2 protein-coding genes are annotated in these 24749 nt (G+C 64.8%); both read right to left on the bottom strand.

Translation table 11 applies throughout. The annotated features are described in order from the left end of the window. Positions 1-507 precede the first annotated feature (507 nt). Positions 508-11835, bottom strand: coding sequence for a non-ribosomal peptide synthetase (locus E4P01_RS18860; protein WP_216091599.1), 11328 nt, complete (start codon positions 11833-11835; stop codon positions 508-510). Beyond that, on the bottom strand, positions 11832-24749 hold the full coding sequence (locus E4P01_RS18855) for a non-ribosomal peptide synthetase (protein ID WP_216091600.1): 12918 nt from the start codon (positions 24747-24749) through the stop codon (positions 11832-11834). Before E4P01_RS18855 ends, E4P01_RS18860 begins: the two co-directional genes overlap by 4 nt.

Genomic DNA, 24749 nt, shown 5'->3' with positions numbered 1-24749 from the left:
CCCAAATCCCTGTCGAATTCCGGCCAGCGTGGTTTAACGGGGCGCCTAAGATCAAAAACAGATCAAGATCAAGATCAAGGGCGGCTCGCTTCGCATCGTGGTTACCGGGGGCAAGCGCCCTCCCACATTTCTTGCGGTACTCGGCCTCACAAACCGGTCGGCTATAAGGCCGCCGCGCTGTGCTTTTGATCTGGCATCGCCCCGTTAAACCACGCTGGCCGAACGCGGACTTTGGAGCGTGGGTAACCCGGCAGGACGCCGGGTTAGCCGCGCTGGGCCATGGATGGCCCATCGCGGCGGCCCACGCTCCAAAGTTCGCGTTCGGGCACACCGAGCCTAGGCGAGGTGCCGAGTGGTGGGGCGAAGGCCTTTTGGTTACTTTTGGGCCTTTCCAAAAGTGAGCCGCTGTAAGAGCGGAACCATAAGTGGCCGTTACCAAAGGAACGGATATGTACTCCGACAAACCGTTATAGGAAGCGAGCCCCCATTTGGATCGGTGTACAAGCATCAAGACACCACCTCCCCAACCCCAACCCTTTCCAACCACCACTTGGCCAAACCCGAAACATTCGGCACCTTGAGCAAGGTGAAGTGATTACCCCCGCCATACCAAACCTCCAACCCAGTCCCCTGCCCCTTCCACCCCTCAACCATCAACCCCTGCTCACGCTGGTTCCCCGCCGCATCCAAGGCCGGATCCTGCGCCAGCACCAGGCGCACCACCCCGTCATACCGCGCCTGCGGCCGATAAACCGTGCGCAACGCCGCCGCATAAGTACGCGCAGGCCCATCCATTGCATCCACGGCAGCACGCGCCGGCAGTAAGCCAACGCCGATCATCCCCATATGCAGCCACTGTCGCTGCGCCACCTCATCGCGCCCGGCGAAGTCCACCGGATCAATCCCCAGCGACTTCCCAGCCGCCAACTGCATCGCCTCGATCAACCGCAACAGCGCCGCCGTCGAGGTATAGGGCTTGCCATCACGCCCCGGCGCCTCACTGTCGATCACTGTCAAAGAGCCCACCTCGCGCCCCATCGCCTGCAAGCGCAGGGCCATTTCCAGCGCGACCCAGCCGCCAAACGAATGCCCGACCAGATGCACCGGCCCGTTCGGGCACTCCTGCTCCAACGCCGTGAGATAACACCGCGCCGCCACTTCCACCTGGCTATGGGGCACCGCCTCGCCATCCAACCCACGGGGCTGCAGGCCATACAGCGGCCAATCACGTCCCAGGGCGTCGCTCAAGCCCACGAAACCGGTCACGCTGTCACCTGCTCCCGGCACGCAGAACACCGGGGCATAGCCGGCGCGCCCAGTCTGGATGCGCAACAACGGCTGATGGGCCGCGCAACTCACCGGCGTACTCGTCGCCAGCGCCTCGGTCATCGCTCGGCCCAGGCCCTGGATATGCGGCGCCTGCATCATGCTCTGGTGATCCCCAGGCACGTGCACCTGGCGCAGTTGCCCGGGCGCCAAAGCCGTGTCCCAGCCCAACGCCATACTGCGTTGCGACAGTTCGGTGGGGCGCTGCTCGGCGCTGAACAGGTGCACCGGAATCGGCAACGGGAACAGGCTGTAGTGGGCCAGGGCGTGCCCGTGCCCGACTTCGCGCTGAAGAAAACTCAATAGGTCCGCGTCCGACGCCGCCGCCATTTGCGCGTATAGCAAACCTTGATCGCGACAGCGTTGCAGCAGATCCGCAAAGTCCAACTGTCCAATCCGCGCCTCCAGTTGTTCAAGGCTTGCCAGCTCATTTACACCTCCCTGCGCTTTCCAATAAGCCGTGCATTGCAGCAACAGGTGCCGCTTGAATGCATCCGGCCCGCTCCAGCGTGCTTTGCCCTGGTCAGTCAGGCGCGGCACATAGCTGTCGATCAAACCGAGGAAGGCCACGCTTTCATCCAGCCCCAGCAGTTGCATGGCGATTTCATAGGCCAGCACCCCACCAAAGGACCAGCCCGCTACCCGATAGGGACCGTGGGGCTGAATCTCGCGGATCAGCCCGACCATGCGCGCCGCCAGGCCTTCCATGCTGTTCAGGTGGGCCTCGCCCAGCGCCAGCCCCGGCAGGCCGTAGATCGGATAATCACCCGGCAGGTGCTGGCCCAGCGCCGGGAAATACACGTCCATGCCGCTGAACTCATGCACCAGAAACAACGGTGCCTGCGCCCCGCTGCTGCGCACGGTAATCACGCGGGTGTCGGGCAGTACATCATCCCCGCGCTGACGCAGCATCGCCGCGACGCCGGCCACGCTGGCATGTTGGAACAGCTCGGCCAACGACACCGGCAAACCGGCCTCGTCCAGCAGGTTGACCAGGCGAATCGCCAACAACGAATGCCCGCCCAGTTCAAAGAAGCTGTCATGCCGCCCCACTTGTTCGAGTTTCAACACCTCGGCCCAGCGTTGCGCCAACGTCTGCTCCAGGGCGTCGGCCGGCGTTTCGAACGTGCGGCTGGTCGAGGCGTCCCAGGCAGGCACCGGCAAGGCGTTACGGTCGATCTTGCCGTTGGCGGTCAACGGCAATTGCTCCAGCGCGACGTAGGCGGACGGCACCATGTACTCGGGCAAGTGCGCGTGCAGGTAAGCCCGCACCGACTCGACAGCAACGGGTTCGCCCGCCCAGGTGAAATAGGCCACCAGGCGTTTGTCCCCCGGAACTTCTTCACGGGCCAGCACCACGGCATCCTGGATGCCTGCGAACGTCGCCAGTCGCGCCTGGATTTCACCCAGCTCAACACGAAAACCTCGAATCTTCACCTGGTCGTCATTACGCCCGATGCACTCCAGCAGACCGTCGGCCGTCCAGCGCCCGAGATCGCCCGTACGGTAAAGCAAGGCGCCTGGGTTGAACGGGTCCTGCACAAACTTTTCAGCCGTCAGCTCGGGGCGATTCAAATAGCCCAAGGCGACGCCATCGCCGCCAATGCAGATTTCACCGACGATACCCAGCGGTACCGGCTGCTGCTGCGCATCGAGCACATACACTTGGGTGTTGGAGATCGGCCGCCCCACCGGCACGCTGTCGGCATCATCGGCAATCGTGTGCACTTCGCAGGTGGTGGCGTAAGTGGTGGTTTCGGTCGGCCCATAGCAATGCACCAGGCGCAACGCGGGTGCCTGCGCCAACAGCGTGCGGAACGCCGCCGGATCGGCCCGCTCCCCGCCGCACAAAAGGATGCGCAAGCCAGCCAGGGCCTGGGGAATCAATTGCACGTATTGGTTGAACAGCGCGGTGGTGACAAACAGCACCGTCACGCCCTGCAACGCCTGGGCGAAAGCGCTCGGATCGAGCAAGGTGGCGTGGTCAATCACCTGCACCTGGCCGCCATTGAGCAGTGGCCCCCACACGTCCATGGTGCTTGCATCGAACGCTGGGTTCGACGCAAAGGCCACGCGGTCGGCGGCATTGAAATCGGCATAGCCGTTGTTGAGCACTAGGCGCGTAATGCCGCGATGGGACACCAGCACGCCCTTGGGCTGGCCGGTGGAGCCGGAGGTGTACATGATGTACGCCACGCTGTCCGAGGGTTGCGACAGGTCCGGGTTGTGGCTCGGTTGCGGGGCGAGACCAAGCGTGTCCAGGTCCAGGCGACGCACCCCGCTCTCTATGACGCAATCGCTGCGAGTCAGCAACCAGGCCGCGCCACAGTCTTGCAGCATGAACCCCTGGCGTTCAGCCGGTGCATTCACGTCCAACGGCACATACGCGGCGGCGCATTTGAGGATGGCCAATTGGCTGACCAGTAACTCCAGCGAACGCGGCAGCAGGATCGCCAGGTGATCGCCAGGGCGCACACCCAGGCCGAGCAGGTGATGGGCCAAGCGGTTGGCGCGGGTATTGAGTTCGCCGTAGCTCACCCGCCGCTCGTTGTGCACCAGCGCCACCGCGTCGGGACGCGCCATGGCCTGGGCTTCGAACAGGCGCTGCACCGTGTGCTCACGCGCGAATGTACGGGCAGTGGCGTTGAAGTGCTCAAGCACCCGTTGGCGTTCGACCTGCGGCAGAATCGGCAAGCGGTTGATGGCGATATCGCGATGACCTTCCAGGGCCTGCACCACCTGCGCCAGCGCGATTTCCAGGTAGTCGCACAAGCGCCGGGCGCCCTGCCCCATGACGGTCAGGCTGAACCCTTCACCGAGGTCATCCACGCTGATCGCCACGCCGTAGTGCGTGTGCTCCTCGGCCTTGAACAACTCGATCCCCTGCCACGCCTCGGCCACGCCACCGGCCTGGGGTGCGCTGTGACGATAGTTGAACAATACGCTGAACAACGGCGTCGCCACCGGCACACCACTGCAACGCTGGGCCAACGCCAGGGGCGCATGTTCATGACCGAGCAGCTGAGTCAGGCGCCCATGGGTGGTACGCAGTGCCGTCAGCACTGAGTGTTCCCCCAGGTCGACCCGCAGCGGCAAGGTATTGATAAATACGCCCATGGCCCGCTCGGCGCCTTCGCCGCCTTGCAGGCGGCCGAGCATCACCGTACCGAACACCACCTGCTCGCGGGCGCAAACCTTGCCCAGTACGTGAGCCCAGGCCAAATGCATCACGCTGGCCGCACTGACCCCCGCCTGGCGGGCCTGGCTGCGCAGGCGTCGACTCAGCGACAGGTCGAGACCCACGCGTACGTTTTCCACGGCCCCCAGATTGGGCACCTCGGTGGGTTCGTCGACCTCACCGAGCATCTCGCGGAAAAACGTCTCGTGATCCTCAGCGCCCAAACGGGTCTGGGCCACGTAGTTGCGATACGGCACGGGCGCGGCCAGGGTGTCCTGAGTGCCCAGCAGAAACGCCTGCAGCTCGTGTTGCAGGATATCCAGGGCAACGTGGTCCATCACCAGGTGATGAAACAGCAACGTCGCGACCACCCGTTGCGATTGCTCGGCGTACACCAACCGCATCAGCGGCGCCTGGCCAAGGTCCAGGCGTGACGGCAGCGGACCGCTCTCAACACTTAGCCGGGCGTGGCGCCACACCACCTGCACCGGTTCTTCCAGGCCCTCCCAATGCAAGGATGAACGCAGGATGTCATGACGCTGGATCACCGCCTGCAATGCGCTGGCGAAGGCCTCCAGGCGTGCGCGACTGTCAAAGGCAAACTGCGCCTGTAACACATAGGCGTCATCACCTTGCGCAGCGCGATGCTGATACAGGATGCCGGCCTGCAACGGCGCCAGCGGGTAGATATCCTGCACATTCGCCGCACCGCCGGGGATGCTGGCGACGATGCGCTCGATGGCTGCTTGATCCAGGCTGACCAGCGCCAGCATGTCTGGCGTGATGCGCGCGCAATCGGCCGCAATGCCATTGGCCGGCACCGCCACTTCACGCCCGCTACCCAAAGCTGCCGCCAGGGCAGCCAAGGTCGGTTGACCAAACAGCACTTTCACGTCCGCCGACAAGCCCAGGCCGCGCATACGCCCGATCAGGCTGACCGCCAGCAACGAGTGGCCGCCCAGTTCGAAGAAGTTGTCGTGTCGGCCCACGCGTTCCACGTTGAGCAACTCGGCCCACAGCGCGGCCAAGGTGATTTCCGTGTCGCCCAGCGGCGCCTCGTACTCGCGCACCACCAACGCCTCCACGCCCGGTGCCGGCAATGCCTTGCGGTCGAGTTTGCCATTGGGGCTCAGCGGCAGCGCCTCCAGGTGCACGAAGCTGGCCGGCACCATGAACTCCGGCAGGTGCAGCAGCAAATGGGCGCGCAGGCTTTCAATTTCACTCGGCACGCCGGTGTAGTAAGCGATCAGGCGCTGCTCGCGGGCAATCACGGCGGCTTCCTGGACCGCCGGATGCTCGGTCAGGCGTGCCTGGATTTCGCCCAGCTCGATGCGCAGGCCACGGATCTTGACCTGGTCATCATTGCGCCCCAGGTACTCGATGTTGCCATCCGGCAAGTAGCGCCCGACGTCACCGGTGCGGTACATGCGCCCAGGGGCAAACGGGTCATCGAGGAAACGCTCGGCGGTCAGTTCGGCACGGTTGAGGTAACCCCGTGCGACTTGCACCCCCGCGATAAACAATTCGCCCACCACGCCCAACGGCACAGGCTGCAACTGCCCGTCCAGCACGTACATGCGCGTGTTGGCGATTGGCTTGCCGATGGGGGTGTTGTCGGGCACGTCAAAGCCTGCGCAGTGCCAGGCAGTGACATCCACCGCCGCTTCGGTGGGCCCATAGAGATTATGCAACTGGCTGCCCGGCAACTGTTGTTTGAAGCGGCGTACCAGGCTGCCCGGCAAGGCTTCGCCGCTGCACATCACCCGCACCAGCCCGCCCGCCTGGCTGACGTCACCGTGGGCGAGGAAGACATCAAGCATCGACGGCACGAAGTGCAAAGTCGTGACCCCTTCGGCTGCGATTACCTGGCACAGGTACTCAGGGTCTTTATGCCCATCCGGGCGCGCCATCACCAGGCGTGCGCCGGTGAACAGCGGCCAGAAGAATTCCCACACCGACACATCGAAACTGAACGGGGTTTTCTGCAACACCGTATCGCCTCCCGTGAGCCGGTATTCGTCCTGCATCCACAGCAGGCGGTTGACCACCCCGGGGTGTTCGTTGATCACGCCTTTGGGCTGGCCGGTGGAGCCGGAGGTGTAGATCACATAGGCGGCCACCCCGGCCACCGCTGGGTTGGTGATGGGCTGGTGCTGCCAGGTGGGCTGGTCCAGATCGACCACCGGCACCTCGCCCAGCAGCCCAAGGGTGCTGCCCTGGGCCAGTACCACCGCTGGCGCGCTGTCGTGCAGCATGTAGGCGATACGCTCCGGCGGGTACGCCGGGTCCAGCGGCACATAGGCGGCGCCGGCCTTGAGGATCGCGTACAGGCCAATGACCATGTCCAGGCCACGCTCCACGCAGATCGCCACCCGCGCCTGCGGCTGCACGCCGAGGGCTTGCAGGTGGTGGGCCAGTTGGTTGGCGCGAGCGTTCAGTTCGGCGTAGGTCAGTTGCTGCTCGCCGGCCTTTGCCGCCACGGCCTGCGGCGTGCGCAGTACCTGCGCTTCGAACATCCCGTGCAGGGTCTGGTCGAGCTGGTAGTCCACAGTGGTAGCGTTGAAATCCACCAGCAACTGCTTGCGCTCACGCTCATCCACCAGCGGCACATGCGCAAGCACCGCCTGGTCGTTAGCGACCATGGCCTGCAACACGCGGGTGAAGTAGCCGAGGTAACGCCGTATCGTCGATTCATCGAACAGCGCCACGGCATATTCCAGCGCGCCGAGAATACTGCCCTGCACTTCCCCCAGGTTCAGCGACAGGTCGAACTTGGCGAAATGGCTGTTTTCGACAATGCCTTCCAGGGCCAGGTCGCCCAACGCCAGGGTCGGCGCGCTGCTGTCCTGCCAGCTCAGCAGGGTCTGAAACAGCGGGCTATGGGCCAGGCTGCGCGGCGGCCGGGTGATTTCCACCACCTGTTCGAACGGCAAATCCTGATGGGCTTGGGCCGCCAGTGTCAGCGCCTTGACCCGAGCCAGCAGGGCCTCGGTGCTCAACTCGCCCGAGGTGTCGATGCGCAGCGCCAGGGTGTTGACGAACAAACCGATCAGCCCTTCCACCTCGGTGCGCGTGCGGTTGGCCACCGGCGTGCCGATCACCAGCTCCGGCTGTCCGGACAAGCGCGCCAGCAACGAAGCCCAGGCGCTCATCAAGGTCATATAGAGGGTGGTGCCATGGCGCTGGCTCAAGGCCTTGAGCCCGGCAGTAAGGCGTTCATCCAGGCGCACTTCGACGCTGCTGCCGGCGTAGTCCTGCTGCGCCGGGCGCGGGCGGTCGGTGGGCAGGGTCAGCAACGCCGGCGCGCCGGCCAGGGTCTGCTGCCAATAGGTGCTTTGGCGGTGCAACACTTCGCCGCTCAACCACAGGCGTTGCCACACAGCAAAGTCGGCGTACTGGATCGGCAAGGGCGGCAGCGGGTCGGATTGGCCGTGGCTGAAGGCTTGGTACAGCGCCATCAGTTCACGGGTCAGCACGCCCATGGACCAGCCATCGGAGACGATATGGTGCAGGGTCAGCAGCAGCACATGGTGATCGTCGGCCATCACCACCAGGCGACCGCGCAGCAACGGGCCACGCTCCAGGTCGAAGGGCGCCGAGGCTTCGCCGTGGATCAGCGCGTCCAGCGCCTGTTGCGGTTGCGCGTGGCGACGCAAGTCTTGCACCTGCAGCGGTAACACCTCCTCGGCCGGCACGATCAGCACCTGGGCCTGGTCGCCGTGTTGGGCAAAGCGGCTGCGCAGGGTTTCATGCCGCGCCACGATCCGCGCCAGCGCCCGTTGCAGTGCCTGCACATGCAACTGCCCGCGCAAACGCAGGCCGATAGGAATGTTGTAGGCGGTGTTGGCGCCCTCCATCAACGCCAGGAACCACAGGCGCTGCTGGGCAAACGACAGCGGCATCTCTTCATCACGATTGGCCGGCAGGATATCCGGCAAGGTGCTGCGCCCGGCCTGGGCCAGCAGTTCAGCGACCGCTGCCAGTTCGGCGTTGGCGAACAGGTCGCCCAGCGCCAACTCGACCCCCAGCCGCTGGCGGACCTGGGAGACCATGCGCATCGCCAGCAGCGAGTGCCCGCCCAACTCAAAGAAATGGTCACGCCGCCCGACCCGTTCCACTTGCAACACCTCGGCCCAGATCTGCGCCAGCACGGTTTCGATCTCGCCCTGGGGCGCTGCGTATTCGCGGGTAAACACTGCGGCCATGTCCGGCACTGGCAAAGCCTTGCGGTCGAGCTTGCCATTGGTGGTCAGCGGCAGCGCGTCGAGCTTCATGAAGGCGACCGGGACCATGTAGTCCGGCAACTGCGCCACCAGGTGAGCGCGGATTTCGCCTACCGTCAGCGCGTCAAGTTGCGGGTTTTCGGTGAAGTAGGCCACCAGGCGCTCTTCACGCACCAGCACCACCGCTTCCAGGATGCCAGGCAATTGGTTGAGCCGGGTTTCGATTTCGCCCAGTTCGATGCGCACGCCACGGATTTTGACCTGGTCATCGTTGCGCCCCAGGTAGTCGAGCGTGCCATCGGGCAACCAGCGCACCAGGTCGCCGGTGCGGTACATGCGCCCGGGGTTGAATGGGTCGCGCAGGAAGCGCTCGGCGGTCAGTTCCGGGCGGTTCAGGTAACCTCGCGCCACGCCCTTGCCGCCTACGTACAACTCCCCCGCCACCCCCAGTGGCACCGGGCGTTGATGTTCATCGAGCACGTAGACGGTGACATTGGCGATGGGCTTGCCGATATGCAACGGCTGGCCCGCCTCGACCTTGCCCGACGTGGCGACCACCGTGGCTTCGGTGGGGCCATAGTTGTTGATCAATTCAAAGCGCTGCGCCCGGCCGAACTGGCGCAGGCGATCGCCACCGACCAGCAGGGTGCGCAAGGTCGGGTGCTCGATAGTCTGGCTGAACGCGTACTCGGCCACCGGCGTGGGCAGGAAGCTTACGTCCAAAGGCTGTGCGCACCACCAGGCCAGCAGCGCGTCGATATCTTCAGCACCGTCATGGGCCGGCGGCAGGTGCAGGGTGGCGCCCACACACAGCGCCGGCCAGACCTCCCAGGCCATCGCATCAAAGCCGAAACCGGCAACACTGGCGGTATGCCGCCCGGCGCGCAGGTCAAAAGCGCTGCAATGCCAGTCCACCAGGTTGGCGACGGTGTGGTGCTCCACCATCACACCTTTGGGCAAGCCGGTAGAACCCGAGGTGTAGATCACATACGCGAGGTTCGTCGGGCCGACAGCGACCTTGGGGTTGCTCGCCGAGTGATGCTGCCAGGTGAAGCGATCGAGGTTGATCACCGGCACCTCGAGCTCGGGCAAACGAGCCAGCAACGCGTGTTGGGTGAGCACCGCCACCGGGGCACTGTCGCTGAGCAAGTAGCTCAAACGCTCGGCCGGGTGGGACGGGTCTACCGGCACATAACCGGCACCCGCCTTGAGGATCGCCAGCAGCCCAGCCAGGGTGTCGAGCCCGCGCCGCGCCACAATGGCCACGCGATCATCGGGCCGAACCCCCAGCGCCAGCAGATGATGGGCCAGCAGGTTGGCTTGCTGGTTGAGTTCGACGTAGGTCAGTTGCCGCCCTTCGTGCACGGCGGCGATGGCGTCCGGCGTGAGCGCAGCCTGGGCTTCGATACGCCCGTGCAAGGTGGTGCCTTGCGGGAACACGGCCTGGGTGGCGTTGAACTGTTGCAACAGCAGGCGCTGTTCGGCGGCGGGCACTACCGAAAGTTGGTCAAGCGCAGTGTGCGGCGCCTGCTCCAGCGCGGTAACCAGGTTTTCCAGCGCGGTGTGCAGGTAGGCGCAGACGCGGTGGGGGTCGACCTGGGTGCTGGCCAGCAAACTCAGGCCGAAGCCTTCGCCCAGGTCGTCCACACTCAGGGTCAACGGGTAGTTGGTGCGTTCCTCGGCGCGCAGTGCGGTAATGCCGTGCCAGGCCGACACTGCCTCGGCACTGGCGGCGGGAGCGCTGTGACGGTAATTGAGCAGCGCACTGAACAGCGGCGTCGGGGCGATCACGCCGCTGCAACGCTGGGCCAATGCCAGGGCCGCGTGCTCATGGCGCAGCAGCGTGGTCAAACGTGCGTGGGTGGCCTTGACCCCGCTGCGTACATCCTGGGCGTCGATATCCACACGAAACGGCAAGGTGTTGATGAAGATCCCCAAGGCGCGGTCAGTCGCATGGCTGCCTTGCATACGCCCCATCAACACGGTGCCGAACACCACCTGCGCCTTGCCGGCCAACACCGCCAGTACCTGGGCCCAGCCCAGATGGAACAGGCTGGCGGCGCTCACCCCCAGTTGCCGGGCCTGCACGCGTATACGCTGCGCCAGCTGCGGCGCCAATGGCAGGCTGACCTCGGCAATGGCGCGAGCATCGCCCTGCACATCCTGCAGCCCGAACGGCAAGGTCGGCTCGACGATATCGCCGAGCATCTGCCGGAAGAAACTTTCATGCTCCTGCTCGCTGATGCCCAGCCGCGCCTGTGCCACGTAGTTGCGAAACGGTACGGCCTGGCCGAGGGCCGCGCCCTGCCCCAACAGACACGCCTGCATTTCATGGCATACCACTTCCAAGGCGCTGTGATCCATCGCCATATGGTGGAACAGCAAGGTAGCGACGATGCGCTGGTGGGTCCGGTCTTCAGCATGTACCAGGCGCAACAACGGTGCCTGGGTCACGTCGAGGCGATAATGACGGGCATTGAATAGGTCATGCAGCTGTGCGGCGATATCGCCGTCGGCCGGGTCGAGCATCAAAGCTTGCACCGGCAGGCGCGCCTGACGCCACACCACTTGCGAAGGTTGCGCCAGGCCATCCCAGACCACCCCGGTGCGTAAAATGTCGTGGCGGTCCATCACGCTTTGCAGCGCCTGGGCAAACGCCTCGAAGCGCTCCAGGCTGTCAAACGCGAACTGCGACTGCATCACGTAGGGGTCGCCCTGCTCGGCGCTGGCATGGTGAAACAGAATGCCTTCCTGCAATGGCGCCAACGGATAGATGTCCTGGATATTCGCCACACCGCCCTGCACGGTGGCGATGATGCGCTCGATCTCGTCCTGGCTCAGGGTCGAGAGGGTCAGCATGTCGGGGGTGATGCGCTCGGCGTTGGCGGGAATGCCATTGGCCGGTACGGCCACTTCGCCAACCTTGGCAGCCGAGTACTCACCGGCCTTGATCAGCTCGATCAGCGCCGGTTTGTGCTCGCGCAAGGCGGCCAATATTGCCGGGTCGCTCAAGGCTTGCCGGTTGCCGTTCACCGACAACTGTTCGCCCTTGAGCGCCAGTTGCACGTCCTTGGTTTTCAGGGTTGCCAGCAGCTCGAGGATGTTCACAGGACGATCTCCATTCGTTCGGTCATTGCGGCGTAGCCGGCCAGGGTCGGTTGTTCGAACAACGCTCGCACATCGGCTTCCATGCCTTCCTGGCGCAGGCGCCCGATCAAGCTCACAGCGAGCAGCGAGTGCCCGCCCAGTTCAAAGAAATTGTCATGCCGGCCTACCCGCTCCACCTTGAGCAGCTCGGACCACAACCGGGCCAGCAGGATTTCGGTATCGCCTTCGGGAGCTTCGTACTCACGCACCGTCAGTGCGTCCATACCCGGTGCGGGTAACGCTTTGCGGTCGAGCTTGCCGTTGGGGCTCAGGGGCATGACGGGCAGGTGCACGAACAGCGCGGGCACCATAAAGTCCGGCAGGTGCTGCAACAGCTGGGCGCGCAGGCCGTCGATGTCGCTTGGCAGGCCAGTGTAATAGGCGACCAGGCGCTCATCACGAACCACCACCACCGCGTCGTTGACCGCCGAATGCTCGATCAGCCGCGCCTGGATTTCCCCCAGCTCGATGCGCAGACCACGGATTTTCACCTGGTCATCGTTGCGCCCCAGGTATTCGATATTGCCGTCCGGCAAGTAGCGGCCCAGGTCACCGGTGCGGTACATCCGGCCAGGCGCAAACGGGTCATCGAGGAAGCGCTCGGCGGTCAGCTGCGCACGGTTCAGATAACCCCGCGCCACTTGCACGCCAGCGATGAACAGCTCACCGACCACGCCCAGGGGCACCGGCTGCAACTGCCCGTCCAGCACGTACATGCGCGTGTTGGCAATCGGCTTGCCGATGGGGGTGTTGTCCGGCACGTCCGGGCGGGCGCAGTTCCAGGCCGTCACGTCCACCGCCGCTTCCGTGGGGCCATATAAGTTGTACAAACCAATGCCCGGCAACTGCTGCTTGAACCGACGCACCAGGCTGCCCGGCAGCGCCTCGCCGCTGCACATCACGCGCACCAACCCGGCCGCCTGGCTCACATCGCCATGGGCCAGAAACACGTCAAGCATCGACGGCACAAAGTGCAGGGTGGTGATGTTTTCTGCCTCGATTACTTCGCACAGGTACGCAGGGTCTTTGTGCCCACCCGGGCGCGCCATCACCAGGCGTGCGCCGGTAAACAGCGGCCAGAAGAACTCCCACACCGACACGTCGAAGCTGAACGGGGTTTTCTGCAAGACCGTGTCGTGGGCCTTGAGGCCATAGGCGTCCTGCATCCACAACAGACGGTTGACCACCCCGGCGTGTTCATTGATCACGCCTTTGGGCTGGCCGGTGGAACCGGAGGTGTAGATCACGTAGGCCGTGTGCCGGGCAGTGAGGCCCGCGACCTGCGGGTTGACGCAAGGCTGCTGGTGCCAGGTGCTGTGGTCGACGTCGATCACGGCCACGTCGCCCAGCAAGGCACGAGTGGCGGCTTGCGCCAGCACCACCACCGGCGCGCTATCTTGCAGCATGTAGGCGATGCGCTCTTGCGGGTAGGCCGGGTCCAGCGGCACATAACCGCCACCGGCCTTGAGGATGGCGAACAGGCCGATCACCATGTCCAGGCCACGCTCCAGGCAAATGCCTACCCGTGAGTCCGGCTGCACGCCCCTTTCACGCAGGTGATGGGCCAGGCGGTTGGCGTGCTCATTGAGCTGTTGGTAACTCAGTTGCTGTTCGCCGGCCTTTACCGCCACGGCGTGCGGCGTGCGCAGAACCTGGGCCTCGAACATCCCGTGCAGGGTCTGGTCGAGGTTGTAGTTGACCTCGGTGGCATTGAACCGCACCAGCAGCTGTTGCCGCTCTTCTGGTCCCAGGATCGACAGGCGATTGATCGCCTGCTGGGGTGCCTGCTCAAGGGCCTCGACCAGCGCGGACAAGGCGTTGTGCATATAACCGCAGAGCCGTTGCGCATCCACCTGGGCCAAGGCCGTGAACGCGTAACCATCACCCAGGTCATCCACGTTCAGGGTCAACGGGTAATTGGTGCGCCCGTCATTGACCAGGGTCTGCATACCTTCCCACGCCAAGTGCGCGTCCGCCGAACGGGTGGCGGCGCCGCGATGGCGATAGTTGAGCATCGAACTGAACAACGGCGCCGGTGCCGCCACGCCGCTGCAACGTTGGGCCAGGGCCAGCGAGGCGTGCTCATGGCCGAGCAATTGCGTGAGGCGCGCATGGGTGGCCCGCACGGCGGCGCGGGCGCCCTGGTCATTGATGTCCAGGCGCAGCGGCAAGGTATTGATAAACACGCCCAGGGCCCGATCAGCACCCTCGCCACCTTGCAGACGGCCAACCAGCACGGTTCCGAATACCACCGTGTGGCGTGCCGATACCGCGGCCAGCACCTGCGCCCAGGCCAGATGAAACAGGCTGGCGCCGCTGACGCCCAACAGCCGCGCCTGGCTGCGCAGGCGCCGGTTCAGTGAGTTGTCCAGTTGCAGGGTATGTTCTTCAATCGCACTGCCGTCGCCGCGTACATCCTGCCAACCGAATGGCAGCGTCGGTTCATCCACATCGCCGAGCATTTGACGGAAGAAGGCTTCGTGCTCCTGCTCGCTGACACCCAGGCGCGCCTGGGCCACATAGTTGCGATACGGCATCGGCGCGGTGGTTGGCGCGGCGTGGCCGAGCAGGTAACCCTGCATTTCCCGCAGCACCACGTCGAACGCGGTATGGTCCAGGGCGATATGGTGGTAGAGCAACACCGCCACCACGCGTTGGTTGGCCGGGTCCTGGGCATATATCAGGCGGATCAACGGCGCCTGGCTGATATCCAGGCGATGATGCCGCGCATCGAAACGCTCATGCAGGCCGGCAAGCACGTCGCCGTGCAAATGCAGCTCCTGAACGCTCAACGCCGCCTTGCGCCACACCACTTGCAACGGTTGCGCCAGCCCCTCCCACACCACCCCGGTGCGCAGAATGTCATGGCGGTCGATCACCTGTTGCAGCGCCTGGGCGAAGGTTTGCAGACGCTCGACACTGTCAAACGCCAGGTGCGATTGCAGCAGGTACGGGTCGCCCTGCGCGGCCGTGAGGTAGTGGTAGAAAATGCCTTCCTGCAACGGCGCCAGCGGGTAGATGTCCTGCACGTTGGCAGCGCCGCCTGGCACCTGGGCGACTACCTGATCAATCGCGCACTGGTCGAGGGTCACCAGCGCCAGCATGTCGGGGGTGATACGTTGGCACTCGGCACTGATCCGGTTGGCCGGTACTTGCACCTCGCGACCACTGCCAACAGCAGCGGCCAGCGCGGCGAGGGTTGGCTGACTGAACAGCACGCGCACATCGGCGCTGAGGCCAACCTGGCGCATACGCTCGATCAGGCTGACGGCCAGCAATGAATGGCCGCCCAGTTCGAAGAAATGGTCATGACGGCCCACCTGCTCCACTTGCAGCACCTCGGCCCAGATACGCGCCAGGGTGGTTTCGACCTCGCCCTGGGGGGCCTGGTACTCGCGGCTGAGCACGGCGGCCTGATCGGGATCGGGCAGTGCCTTGCGGTCCAGCTTGCCGTTGGCGGTCAGGGGCAACACATCGAGGCGCATGTAGGCGACTGGCACCAGCGCATCGGGAAGCTGCGCCTGCAATTGCGCGCGCAAGGTCTCGATGGGGAGTGCACGTTGCTCGGTGAACCAGGCCAGCAGCCGGCCTTCGCGCACCAGCACCACCGCTTCGCGAATGCCGTCCAGCGCGGCCAGGCGGCTTTCGATTTCGCCCAGCTCAACCCGCACACCACGCAGTTTGACCTGGTCATCGTTGCGGCCCAGATACTCCAGATTGCCGTCGGGCAACCAGCGCACCAGGTCGCCGGTGCGGTACATGCGCCCCGGGCTGAACGGGTTTTGCAGGAAGCGTTCGGCAGTCAAGTCCGGGCGATTCAAGTAACCCCGTGCCACACCGCTGCCGCCTACATACAGCTCACCGGCCACACCGACCGGCACCGGGCGCAACTGCGCATCCAGCACATAGCTGCCGGCATTGGCGATGGGTCGACCAATATGCAACGCCTGCCCGGCCCGCACGCGACCGGAGGTGGCAACCACCGTGGCCTCGGTGGGGCCATAGTTGTTGATCACGGCAAAGCGCCGTTCCTGGGTGAACTGGCGCAGGCGATCGCCGCCAATCAGCAGGATGCGCAAGGTGGGGTGTTGCAGATGTTGGCTGAACGCGTACTCGGCTACCGGCGTGGGCAAAAAGCTCACGTCCAGCGGCTGCGCCCGCCACCAGGCCAGCAATTCATCGATGTTTTCATTGCCCACTTCGGCGGGCGGCAGGTGCAGGGTCGCACCGACGCACAAGGCCGGCCAGACTTCCCAGGCCATCGCGTCAAAACCAAACCCGGCCACACTGCTGGTGTGACTCGCAGCAGCCAGGCCAAAGGCTTCAGAGTGCCAATGCACCAGGTTCTCCACGTTGTGGTGTTCCACCATCACGCCCTTGGGCTGGCCGGTGGAGCCTGAGGTGTAGATGACATAGGCCAGGTGCGCAGGCGTCAGTGCGGGCAACTGTGGATTGTTGACGGGCAGGTGCTGCCAGTCGGGGTCATGCAAGTCGACCAGCGTGATCGTGTCCAGCAGGTCACGGGTACTGGCCTCAGCGAGTACTGCCACCGGGGCGCTGTCCTGCAACAAATAAGCGATGCGTTCGGCGGGATACGCCGGGTCAATCGGCACATAGCCGGCGCCGGCCTTGAGAATGCCCAATAGCCCCACCAGCATCTGCGGGCCACGACGGCAGCACAGCGCCACGCGGTCATCCGGTTGCACGCCGAGTGCCAACAGGTGATGGGCCAGTTGGTTGGCACGCTGATTGAGCTGCTGATAGGTCAGCGCCTTGCCGCCCTGCTGCACGGCAATGGCGTGGGGTTGGCGCTCAGCCTGTACCTCAAATGCGCCGTGCACGGTGTGGCCACGGGGGAAATCCTGGGCCGTGGCATTGAATTCGCGCAGCAGGGTTTCATACTCCGCCGCGGGCAGGATCGGCAAACGATTGAGTGCCGTGTCCGGCGTGCACTCCAAGGCTGTGAGCAACTGCGCCACAGCGTTGTGCATGTAGTCGCACAGGCGTTGCGCACCGATCTGTGGCACCGCCAGCACGCTCAGCCCGAAGCCGTCGCCCAGGTCATCCACGCTCAGGGTCAATGGGTAATTACTGCGCTCCTCACCGCCCAGCAGCTGCACGCCCTCCCAGATGCCGTGGCCGTCGCGGGCCATCTCGGCGGGGTTGCTGTGACGGTAATTGAGCAAGGCACTGAACAATGGCGTGCTGGTCGGCACACCGCTGCAACGCTGAGCCAGGGCCAGCGAGGCATGTTCATGCCCGAGCACAGCGCTCAGGCGTGCATGGGTAGCCTTGACCGCCGCTGACGCCCCGGCGGCAACATCGACCCGCAGCGGCAAGGTGTTGATAAACATCCCCAGCGCGCGGTCTGCACCTTCACCGGCTTGCATACGGCCCATCAGCACCGTGCCGAACACCACGTCATCGCGGCCCGACACCAGCCCCACGACCTGGGCCCAGGCCAGGTGCATCAGGCTCGCGGCGCTCACACCCAACTGTCGCGCCTGCTGGCGGACCCGCTGCGCCAGCGCGGCGTCCAATGGCAGCCCGGCCTCCTCGATGGCACGGCCATCGCCCTGCACATCCTGCAAACCAAACGGCAAGGTTGGTTCATCCACATCGGCGAGCATGTCGCGAAAGAACTGCTCATGCTCGGCCACACTGACGCCCAGGCGCGCCTGGGCCACATAGTTGCGAAATGGCGCGGCAGCGGGCAAGTCCTGGGCCTGGTTGAACATGAAGGCGCGCATTTCCTGGCCGACCACCTCCATGGCTGTGTGGTCCAGCGCCAGGTGGTGAAACAGCAGGATCGCCGCAACACGGTTGTGCGTCGGGTCCTGGGCATAGACCATGCGCAGCAACGGCGCCTGGGTGATGTCCAGCCGATAGTGCCGGGCATCGAAGCGAGCGTGCAGTTGTTCGATGATGCCGCCGTCGGCCGGGTCCAGATGAACCTCCTGCACCCCCAGTTGCGCCTTGCGCCACACCACTTGCACCGGGCTGTCCAGGCCCTCCCAGACTACGCCCGTGCGCAGGATATCGTGGCGGGCAACCACCTGTTGCAGCGCCGCCATGAACCCGTGCAAGCGGTCGAGATTGTCGAACGCCATGCGCGATTGCAGCAAGTACGGGTCGCCCTGTTCGGCGCTGAGGTGGTGGTAGAGAATGCCTTCCTGCAACGGCGCCAGCGGGTAGATGTCCTGCACATTCTCCGCGCCACCCGGCACGCTGGCGACGATACGCTCGATGGCATCCGGAGTGAGCTGCACCAGGCTCAGCATGGACGGTGTGATCTGTGTGCAACCGGCCGGGATGCCATTGGCCGGCACCACGATTTCGCGACCACTGCCCACCGCCGCCGCCAACGCTGCCAGGCTCGGCTGGTTGAACAGCACGCGCACATCGGCACTGAGGCCCACTTGGCGCATACGTTCGATCAAGCTCACCGCCAGCAGCGAATGCCCGCCCAACTCGAAGAAATGATCGTGACGCCCGACGCGTTCGAGCTTGAGCACGTCTTGCCAGATCTGCGCCAGTAGGGTTTCCACCTCGCCTTGCGGGGCTTCGTAGCCACGACTGAGCAAGGCCGACGGGTCCGGTGCCGGCAAGGCTTTGCGGTCGAGCTTGCCATTGTTGGTCAGGGGCAGACTGGCCAGCGGCATATAGGCCGACGGCAGCATATAGTCCGGCAACTGCCCTTGCAGGTAGGCGTGGACCAGCTCAATGCCCAGGTCTGCCCCGGCCCAGGTGAAGTAGGCGACCAGGCGCTTTTCACCTGGCATATCTTCCCTGGCCAACACGGCGACGTCCTGGATGCCCGGGCAACTGGCCAGGCGCGCCTCGATCTCACCCAGCTCGATACGAAAGCCACGGATTTTCACCTGGTCGTCGTTGCGACCCAGGCATTCGAGCAAGCCGTCTTGCGTCCAGCGCCCGAGGTCGCCGGTGCGGTACAGCAAGGCGCCCGGGTTGAAGGGGTCCTGCACAAACTTTTCAGCCGTCAGCTCGGGGCGATTCAAATAGCCCAGGGCGACGCCATCGCCGCCGATGCAGATTTCACCGGTGATGCCCAGCGGCACCGGTTGCATCTGTGCATCGAGCACATAGATCTGTGTATTGGAAATGGGCCGCCCCACCGGCACGCTGTCGGTATCCGTACCGACCTCGCGCACTTCGTGGGTGGTGGCGTAGGTGGTGGTTTCGGTCGGCCCGTAGCAATGCACCAGGCGCAGCGCCGGTGCACGCGCCAACAGGCTGCGAAATGCCGCCGGGTCAGCACGCTCACCGCCGCACAGCAGGATGCGCAAACCGGCCAACGCCTCGGGGATCAATTGCACGTACTGGTTGAACAGTGCGGTGGTCACGAACAACACCGTCGCGCCCTTAAGCTCGACGCCGAACGCCAACGGGTCGAGCAAGGTGGCATGGTCGATCACCTGCACTTGCCCACCATTGAGCAATGCGCCCCACACATCCATGGTGCTCGCATCGAACGCCGGGTTGGAGGCGAAGGCCACGCGGTCGCTGGCGTTGAAGTCGGCATAGCCATTATTGATGACCAGGCGCGTGATACCGCGATGGGGCACCAGCACGCCCTTGGGCTGGCCGGTGGAGCCGGAGGTGTACATGATGTACGCCACGTCCTGCGCAGACCGGGCCAGCCCCGGGTTGTCCGCCGGCAGGTCGGCCAGGTCCAGTTCGGCAAGGTTGTCCAGCACCTGGCGGGCGCCGCTGTCCTGCACCATGAAGGTTCGACGTTCGAGCGGCGCGTTGACATCCAGCGGTACGTACACCGCCGCACACTTGAGCACCGCCAACTGGCTGACGACCAGGTCGATGGAGCGCGGCAGCGCCAGGGCCACCGCCTCACCTGGCCGCACGCCACGGCCAATCAAATGATGGGCCAGGCGATTGGCACGGCGATTGAGGTCACGGTAGCTCAGCGACAGCGGGCCATGCACCACCGCCACGGCTTCAGGCCGGGCCAGTGCCTGGGCTTCGAACAGTTGAGCGACGGTGAGCTGCGACGGGTATTCCCGGGCGCTGGCATTGAAGTCTTCAAGCAATAAGCGCCGCTCGGCGGGCGGCACAATCGACACCTTGTGCAGGGCGGTGGTGGGCGCGTGTTGCAGCGCGCTCACCACATGGCGCAACGCGGTGAGCATGTACTCACCCACACGTTGCACATCCAGATGGGCGACACCCTGCACCGTCAGGGCAAACCCCGTGCCCAGGTCATCGACGTTGAGTACCAGCGGGTAGTTGCTGCGCTCTTCGGAGCTGAGGATCTGGATACCGAACGCGGCAAAGGGGTTGTCCCCCGGCGCGTCATCGGGTGCGCTGTGCCGGTAGTTGAGCAAGGTGCTGAACAACGGCAACGAACCCGGCACGCCGCTGCAGCGCTGGGCCAGGGACAGCGCGGCGTGTTCATGCGCGAGCAACTGCGCCAGACGCGCATGGGTGGCGCGTACGCCGGCTTGCACGCCGACGCTGCCGAGGCTGACCCGCAGCGGCAAGGTATTGATGAACATCCCCAGCGCGCGGTCAGCGCCCTCGCCGCCCTGCATACGCCCCAGCAAGACCGTCCCGAACACCACGTCCTGCTGGCCCGATACCTGGCCCAGCACCTGGGCCCATGCCAGATGCACCAGGCTCGCCGTGCTGACGCCCAGTTGCCGCGCCTGTTCGCGCAGGGCCAGGCTGAGGGCCGGTTCCAGCGGCAGATGGGCCTCATGGATGCCGCTGCCGTCGCCGTTCACATCCTGCAAGCCGAAGGCCAGGGTGGGCTCGTCGATATCGCCGAGCATCTGGCTGAAGAAGGCCTCGTGCTGCGCCTGGCTCAGGCCCAGCCGCGCCTGGGCCACGTAGTTGCGGTACTGCACCGCATCAGGCAGTTGCACGCGGTTGCCGTGCAGGCTGGCGCTCATTTCTTCGACCAGCACTTGCAGCGCCGTGTGATCGAGCAGGATATGGTGCAGCAGCAGGATGCCGACCAAGCCGTCCGCCTCTTCAGCGTAGGCCAGGCGCATCAGCGAAGCGCGAGACAGATCCAGGCGGTAGTGGCGAGGGTCAAAACGCTGTTGCAACTGCGCCAGGGCATCGGCGCCCTGGGTGTCCAAGCGCTCAACGGCCAGCGGCGCCTGGCGCAACACCACTTGCACCGGTTCCTCCAGGCCCTCCCAGAGAATCGCAGTGCGCAGGATATCGTTGCGTTCGATGACGCTGTGCAGCGCCTGAATAAAGCCATCCACCGCGCCCTGGTCGTTAAAACGCAACTGCACCTGCAACACGTAGGGGTCGCCCTCGCTGGTTGCCAGGTGGTGGTAGAGAATACCGGCCTGCAACGGCGCGAGAGCGTAGATATCCTGCACGTTGGCCACGCCACCGGGCACGGCCTGGAGGATGTGATCGATGGCGGCCTGGTCCAGCTCGACCAAGGGCAGCATGTCCGGCGTGATGTGCTCACTGTGTTCCTGGATCAGATTGGCCGGGACCTGCACCTCATGGTGCCCGCCCACCGCCGCTGCGAGGGCTGCCAGGGTCGGCTGGCCGAACAGCACGCGTACATCGGCACTCAGCTCTACCTGGCGCATGCGTTCGATCAGCTTGACCGCCAGCAGCGAATGCCCACCCAACTCGAAGAAGTTGTCATCACGCCCCACCCGGTCTAGCTTGAGCAGGTCCTGCCAGATCATCGCAATGGCGTTTTCCACCGCACCTTGGGGCGCGGCATAACTGCGCCGGGCCAACGCCTCGGCATCGGGTGCCGGCAAGGCTTTGCGGTCGAGCTTGCCGTTGGTGGTCAGGGGGAACGCCTCCAGGCGCACGAAGGCGCTGGGCACCATATGTTCGGCAAGGCTCTGCAGCAAGTGATCGCGCAAGGCGGCAACGCTGGGCTCACCCTCGGTGATCACGTAGGCCACCAGGCGCTTGTCACCCGGCTCATCCTCACGGGCGATCACCACCGCATCGCGCACGCCGTGGGCGGTGGCCAGGTGCGCCTGGATTTCGCCCAGCTCGATACGGAAACCGCGGATCTTGACCTGGTCATCGTTACGCCCCAGGTACTCGACACTGCCGTCGGCCAGCAGGCGGCCGAGGTCACCGGTCTTGTACATGCGCAGGCCGGTGGCTGGGTCCGCGAGGAAGCGTTCGGCGTTGAGTGCCTCGCGGTTCAGGTAACCGCGCGCCACCCCGGCGCCGCCCACGTACAGCTCGCCCACCACACCGTATGGCAACGGCTCGTGTTGTTCATCCAACACATACAGCTGCAAGTCGGGGATGCGTACGCCAATCGGGCTGACGCCCACCAGTTGGGCATCCGCCGCCTCCAGCGCACGATAGGTCACGTGCACGGTGGTTTCGGTAATACCGTACATGTTTACCAGCTGCGTACCGGCATTCACCGCCCGCGCATACCATGGCTTGAGCATGGCCGGTTCAAGGGCCTCACCGCCAAAGATCACCTGCCGCAACGAATGCGCCTGGGTGCTGTGACCCTGGGCCGCGATCAATTGGCGGAACGCGCTCGGCGTCTGGTTGAGGATGCTCACTTCGGCCTCGCAGAGCAGCGTGTAGCACTCATCCGGCGAGCGGCTGACCAGTTGCGGCACGATCAGCAACTGGCCGCCGTGCATCAGCGCGCCCCAGATTTCCCACACAGAAAAATCGAATGCGAAGGAGTGGAACAGTGCCCATACATCGTGCGGATTGAACCCGAACCAGTGTTGGGTGGCACTAAACAGGCGCGCCACCTGGCGGTGCTCGATCATTACCCCCTTGGGTTGGCCGGTGGAACCGGAGGTGTAAATCACATAGGCCAGATTGGCCGGGCTCAGGTGCAGCCGTGGATCGGTGATGGGCAACTGGCCCAGGCTGTCGAGGTCAAGCTGCGCCAGTTCGCCTACCCGGTGACGAGTGCCGGCCTGTACCAGCACAACCACCGGTTGACTGTCGGCCAGGGTGTAGGCAATGCGTTCCTGCGGGTAAGCCGGGTCTATCGGCACGTAGCCGGCACCGGCCTTGAGGATACCGAGCAGGCCGATGATCATCTGCGGGCCGCGCTCCACGCAGATCGCCACGCGGCTGTCAGGCTCCACGCCCTGGGCCAGCAGTGCATGCGCGACCTGGTTGGCGCGTTCGTTGAGTTGACGATAGGTGAGGCGCTGCTGCTCAAAGCGCACGGCAATGGCTTCAGGCTGGGCGGCGGCGTGGGTTTCGACTTGCTGGTGGATCAACGCGGTATCGGCGTAGTGCGTGGGGCTGTGGTTCAAGGTATGCAGCAGGGCGTGGCGTTCAGCGTCGGGCAGGATGTTCAGGCCGCAGAGCGGCCTGTCCGGTCGCTGCTCAAGGGCGTCGGCCAGGCTTTGCAGCGCGGTGTGCAGATAGCCGGCAACCCGCTGTGCACCGATGGCCGCATCCACCATCACCGTCAGCGCGAAGTCTTGCCCCAGATCGTCGACGTTGACCGTCAGCGGGTAGTTGGTGCGCTCTTCGGCGCCCAGGACCTGGATGCCTTCGGCAACCTCGATCACGGCGGCCATGTCGGTGGCCGCACTATGGCGATAGTTGAGGATCGCGCTGAACAACGGTGTGGGTGCTGCCACCCCGCTGCAGCGCTGGGCCAGTGCCAGGGACGCATGTTCGTGATCGAGCAGGCGCGTAAGACGCTCGTGGGTGACTTGCACCGCAGCGCGCACGCTTTGCGCGCCAACATCAACCCGCAACGGCAAGGTGTTGATGAACATGCCCAAGGCCCGCTCACCGCCCTCGCCTGCGCCCATGCGACCGAGCATCACGGTGCCGAACACCACCGCCTCGCGACCGGAAACCACGCCCAACACCCGCGCCAACGCCAGGTGCATCAGGCTCGCCACACTCACCCCCAACGGCCGCGCCACACTGCGCAGGCGACGACCAAGGGCGCTATCGACGGGAATGCGCGCTTCATCAATGCCCTGACCATCGCCCTGCACATCTTGCAGGCCGAACGGCAGCGTCGGTTCATCGATATCGGCGAGCATGTCGCGAAAGAACGCCTCATGGGCCTGTTCGCTCACACCCTGGCGCACTTGGGCGATGTAGCTGCGAAACGCCACCGGCGTGCCCGCTTGCGCGTGCTCACCGGCCAAGTACAGCTGGATTTCATGGCGCACCACATCCAGGGCGGTGTGATCGAGAATGGTGTGGTGGAACAACAGCATCGCCACCACACGCTGGTTGGCCGGGTCCTCGGCGAACACCAGACGCAGCAGCGGCGCCTGGCCAAGGTCCATGCGATAGGCGCGGGCGTCATAGCGCGCGAGCAATTGAGCGAGACGGTCGCCGCCATCAAAATGCGCTTCTTCACACGCCAGCTGCGCCTTGCGCCACACCACTTGCAGCGGCTCGTCGAGGCGCTCCCATGCCATGGAGGTGCGCAGGATATCGTGGCGGTCAATCACCCATTGCAGCGCCTCGGCAAAGGTTTGCAGGCGTGCACGGCTGTCGAACACAAACTGCGCGTGCAGCACGTAGGGGTCGCCCTGCGCGGCAGAAAGATGGTGGTAAAGCATGCCTTCCTGGAGCGGCGCCAGGGGGTAGATATCTTGCACATTCGCCGCGCCGCCGGGGATGGACGCGACGATACGGTCGATGGCCGGCTGGTCGAGGTTGACCAGCGCCAGCATGTCCGGGGTGATGCGATAAGCCGGGCTCAGCCAGTCACCGCCATGCTCGGCGACCAGGGCCAGCAACTGGGGTTTATGCGCGATCAATTGATCCCAGAGCGCGTCATCCAACGCCTCGTCATCGCCCAGGACGATCAGGTCGCCTTCTTCAGTTTGCAGACGGATCGCATGGGTGGAGATCGCTGCCAGTAAGTCGCTGAACTGCAT

Source organism: Pseudomonas sp. NCIMB 10586 (genome assembly GCF_023127895.1).
In the GTDB taxonomy this organism is placed as follows: Bacteria; Pseudomonadota; Gammaproteobacteria; order Pseudomonadales; family Pseudomonadaceae; genus Aquipseudomonas; species Aquipseudomonas synxantha_A.
This window is presented reverse-complemented; position numbering and strand designations above follow the sequence as displayed.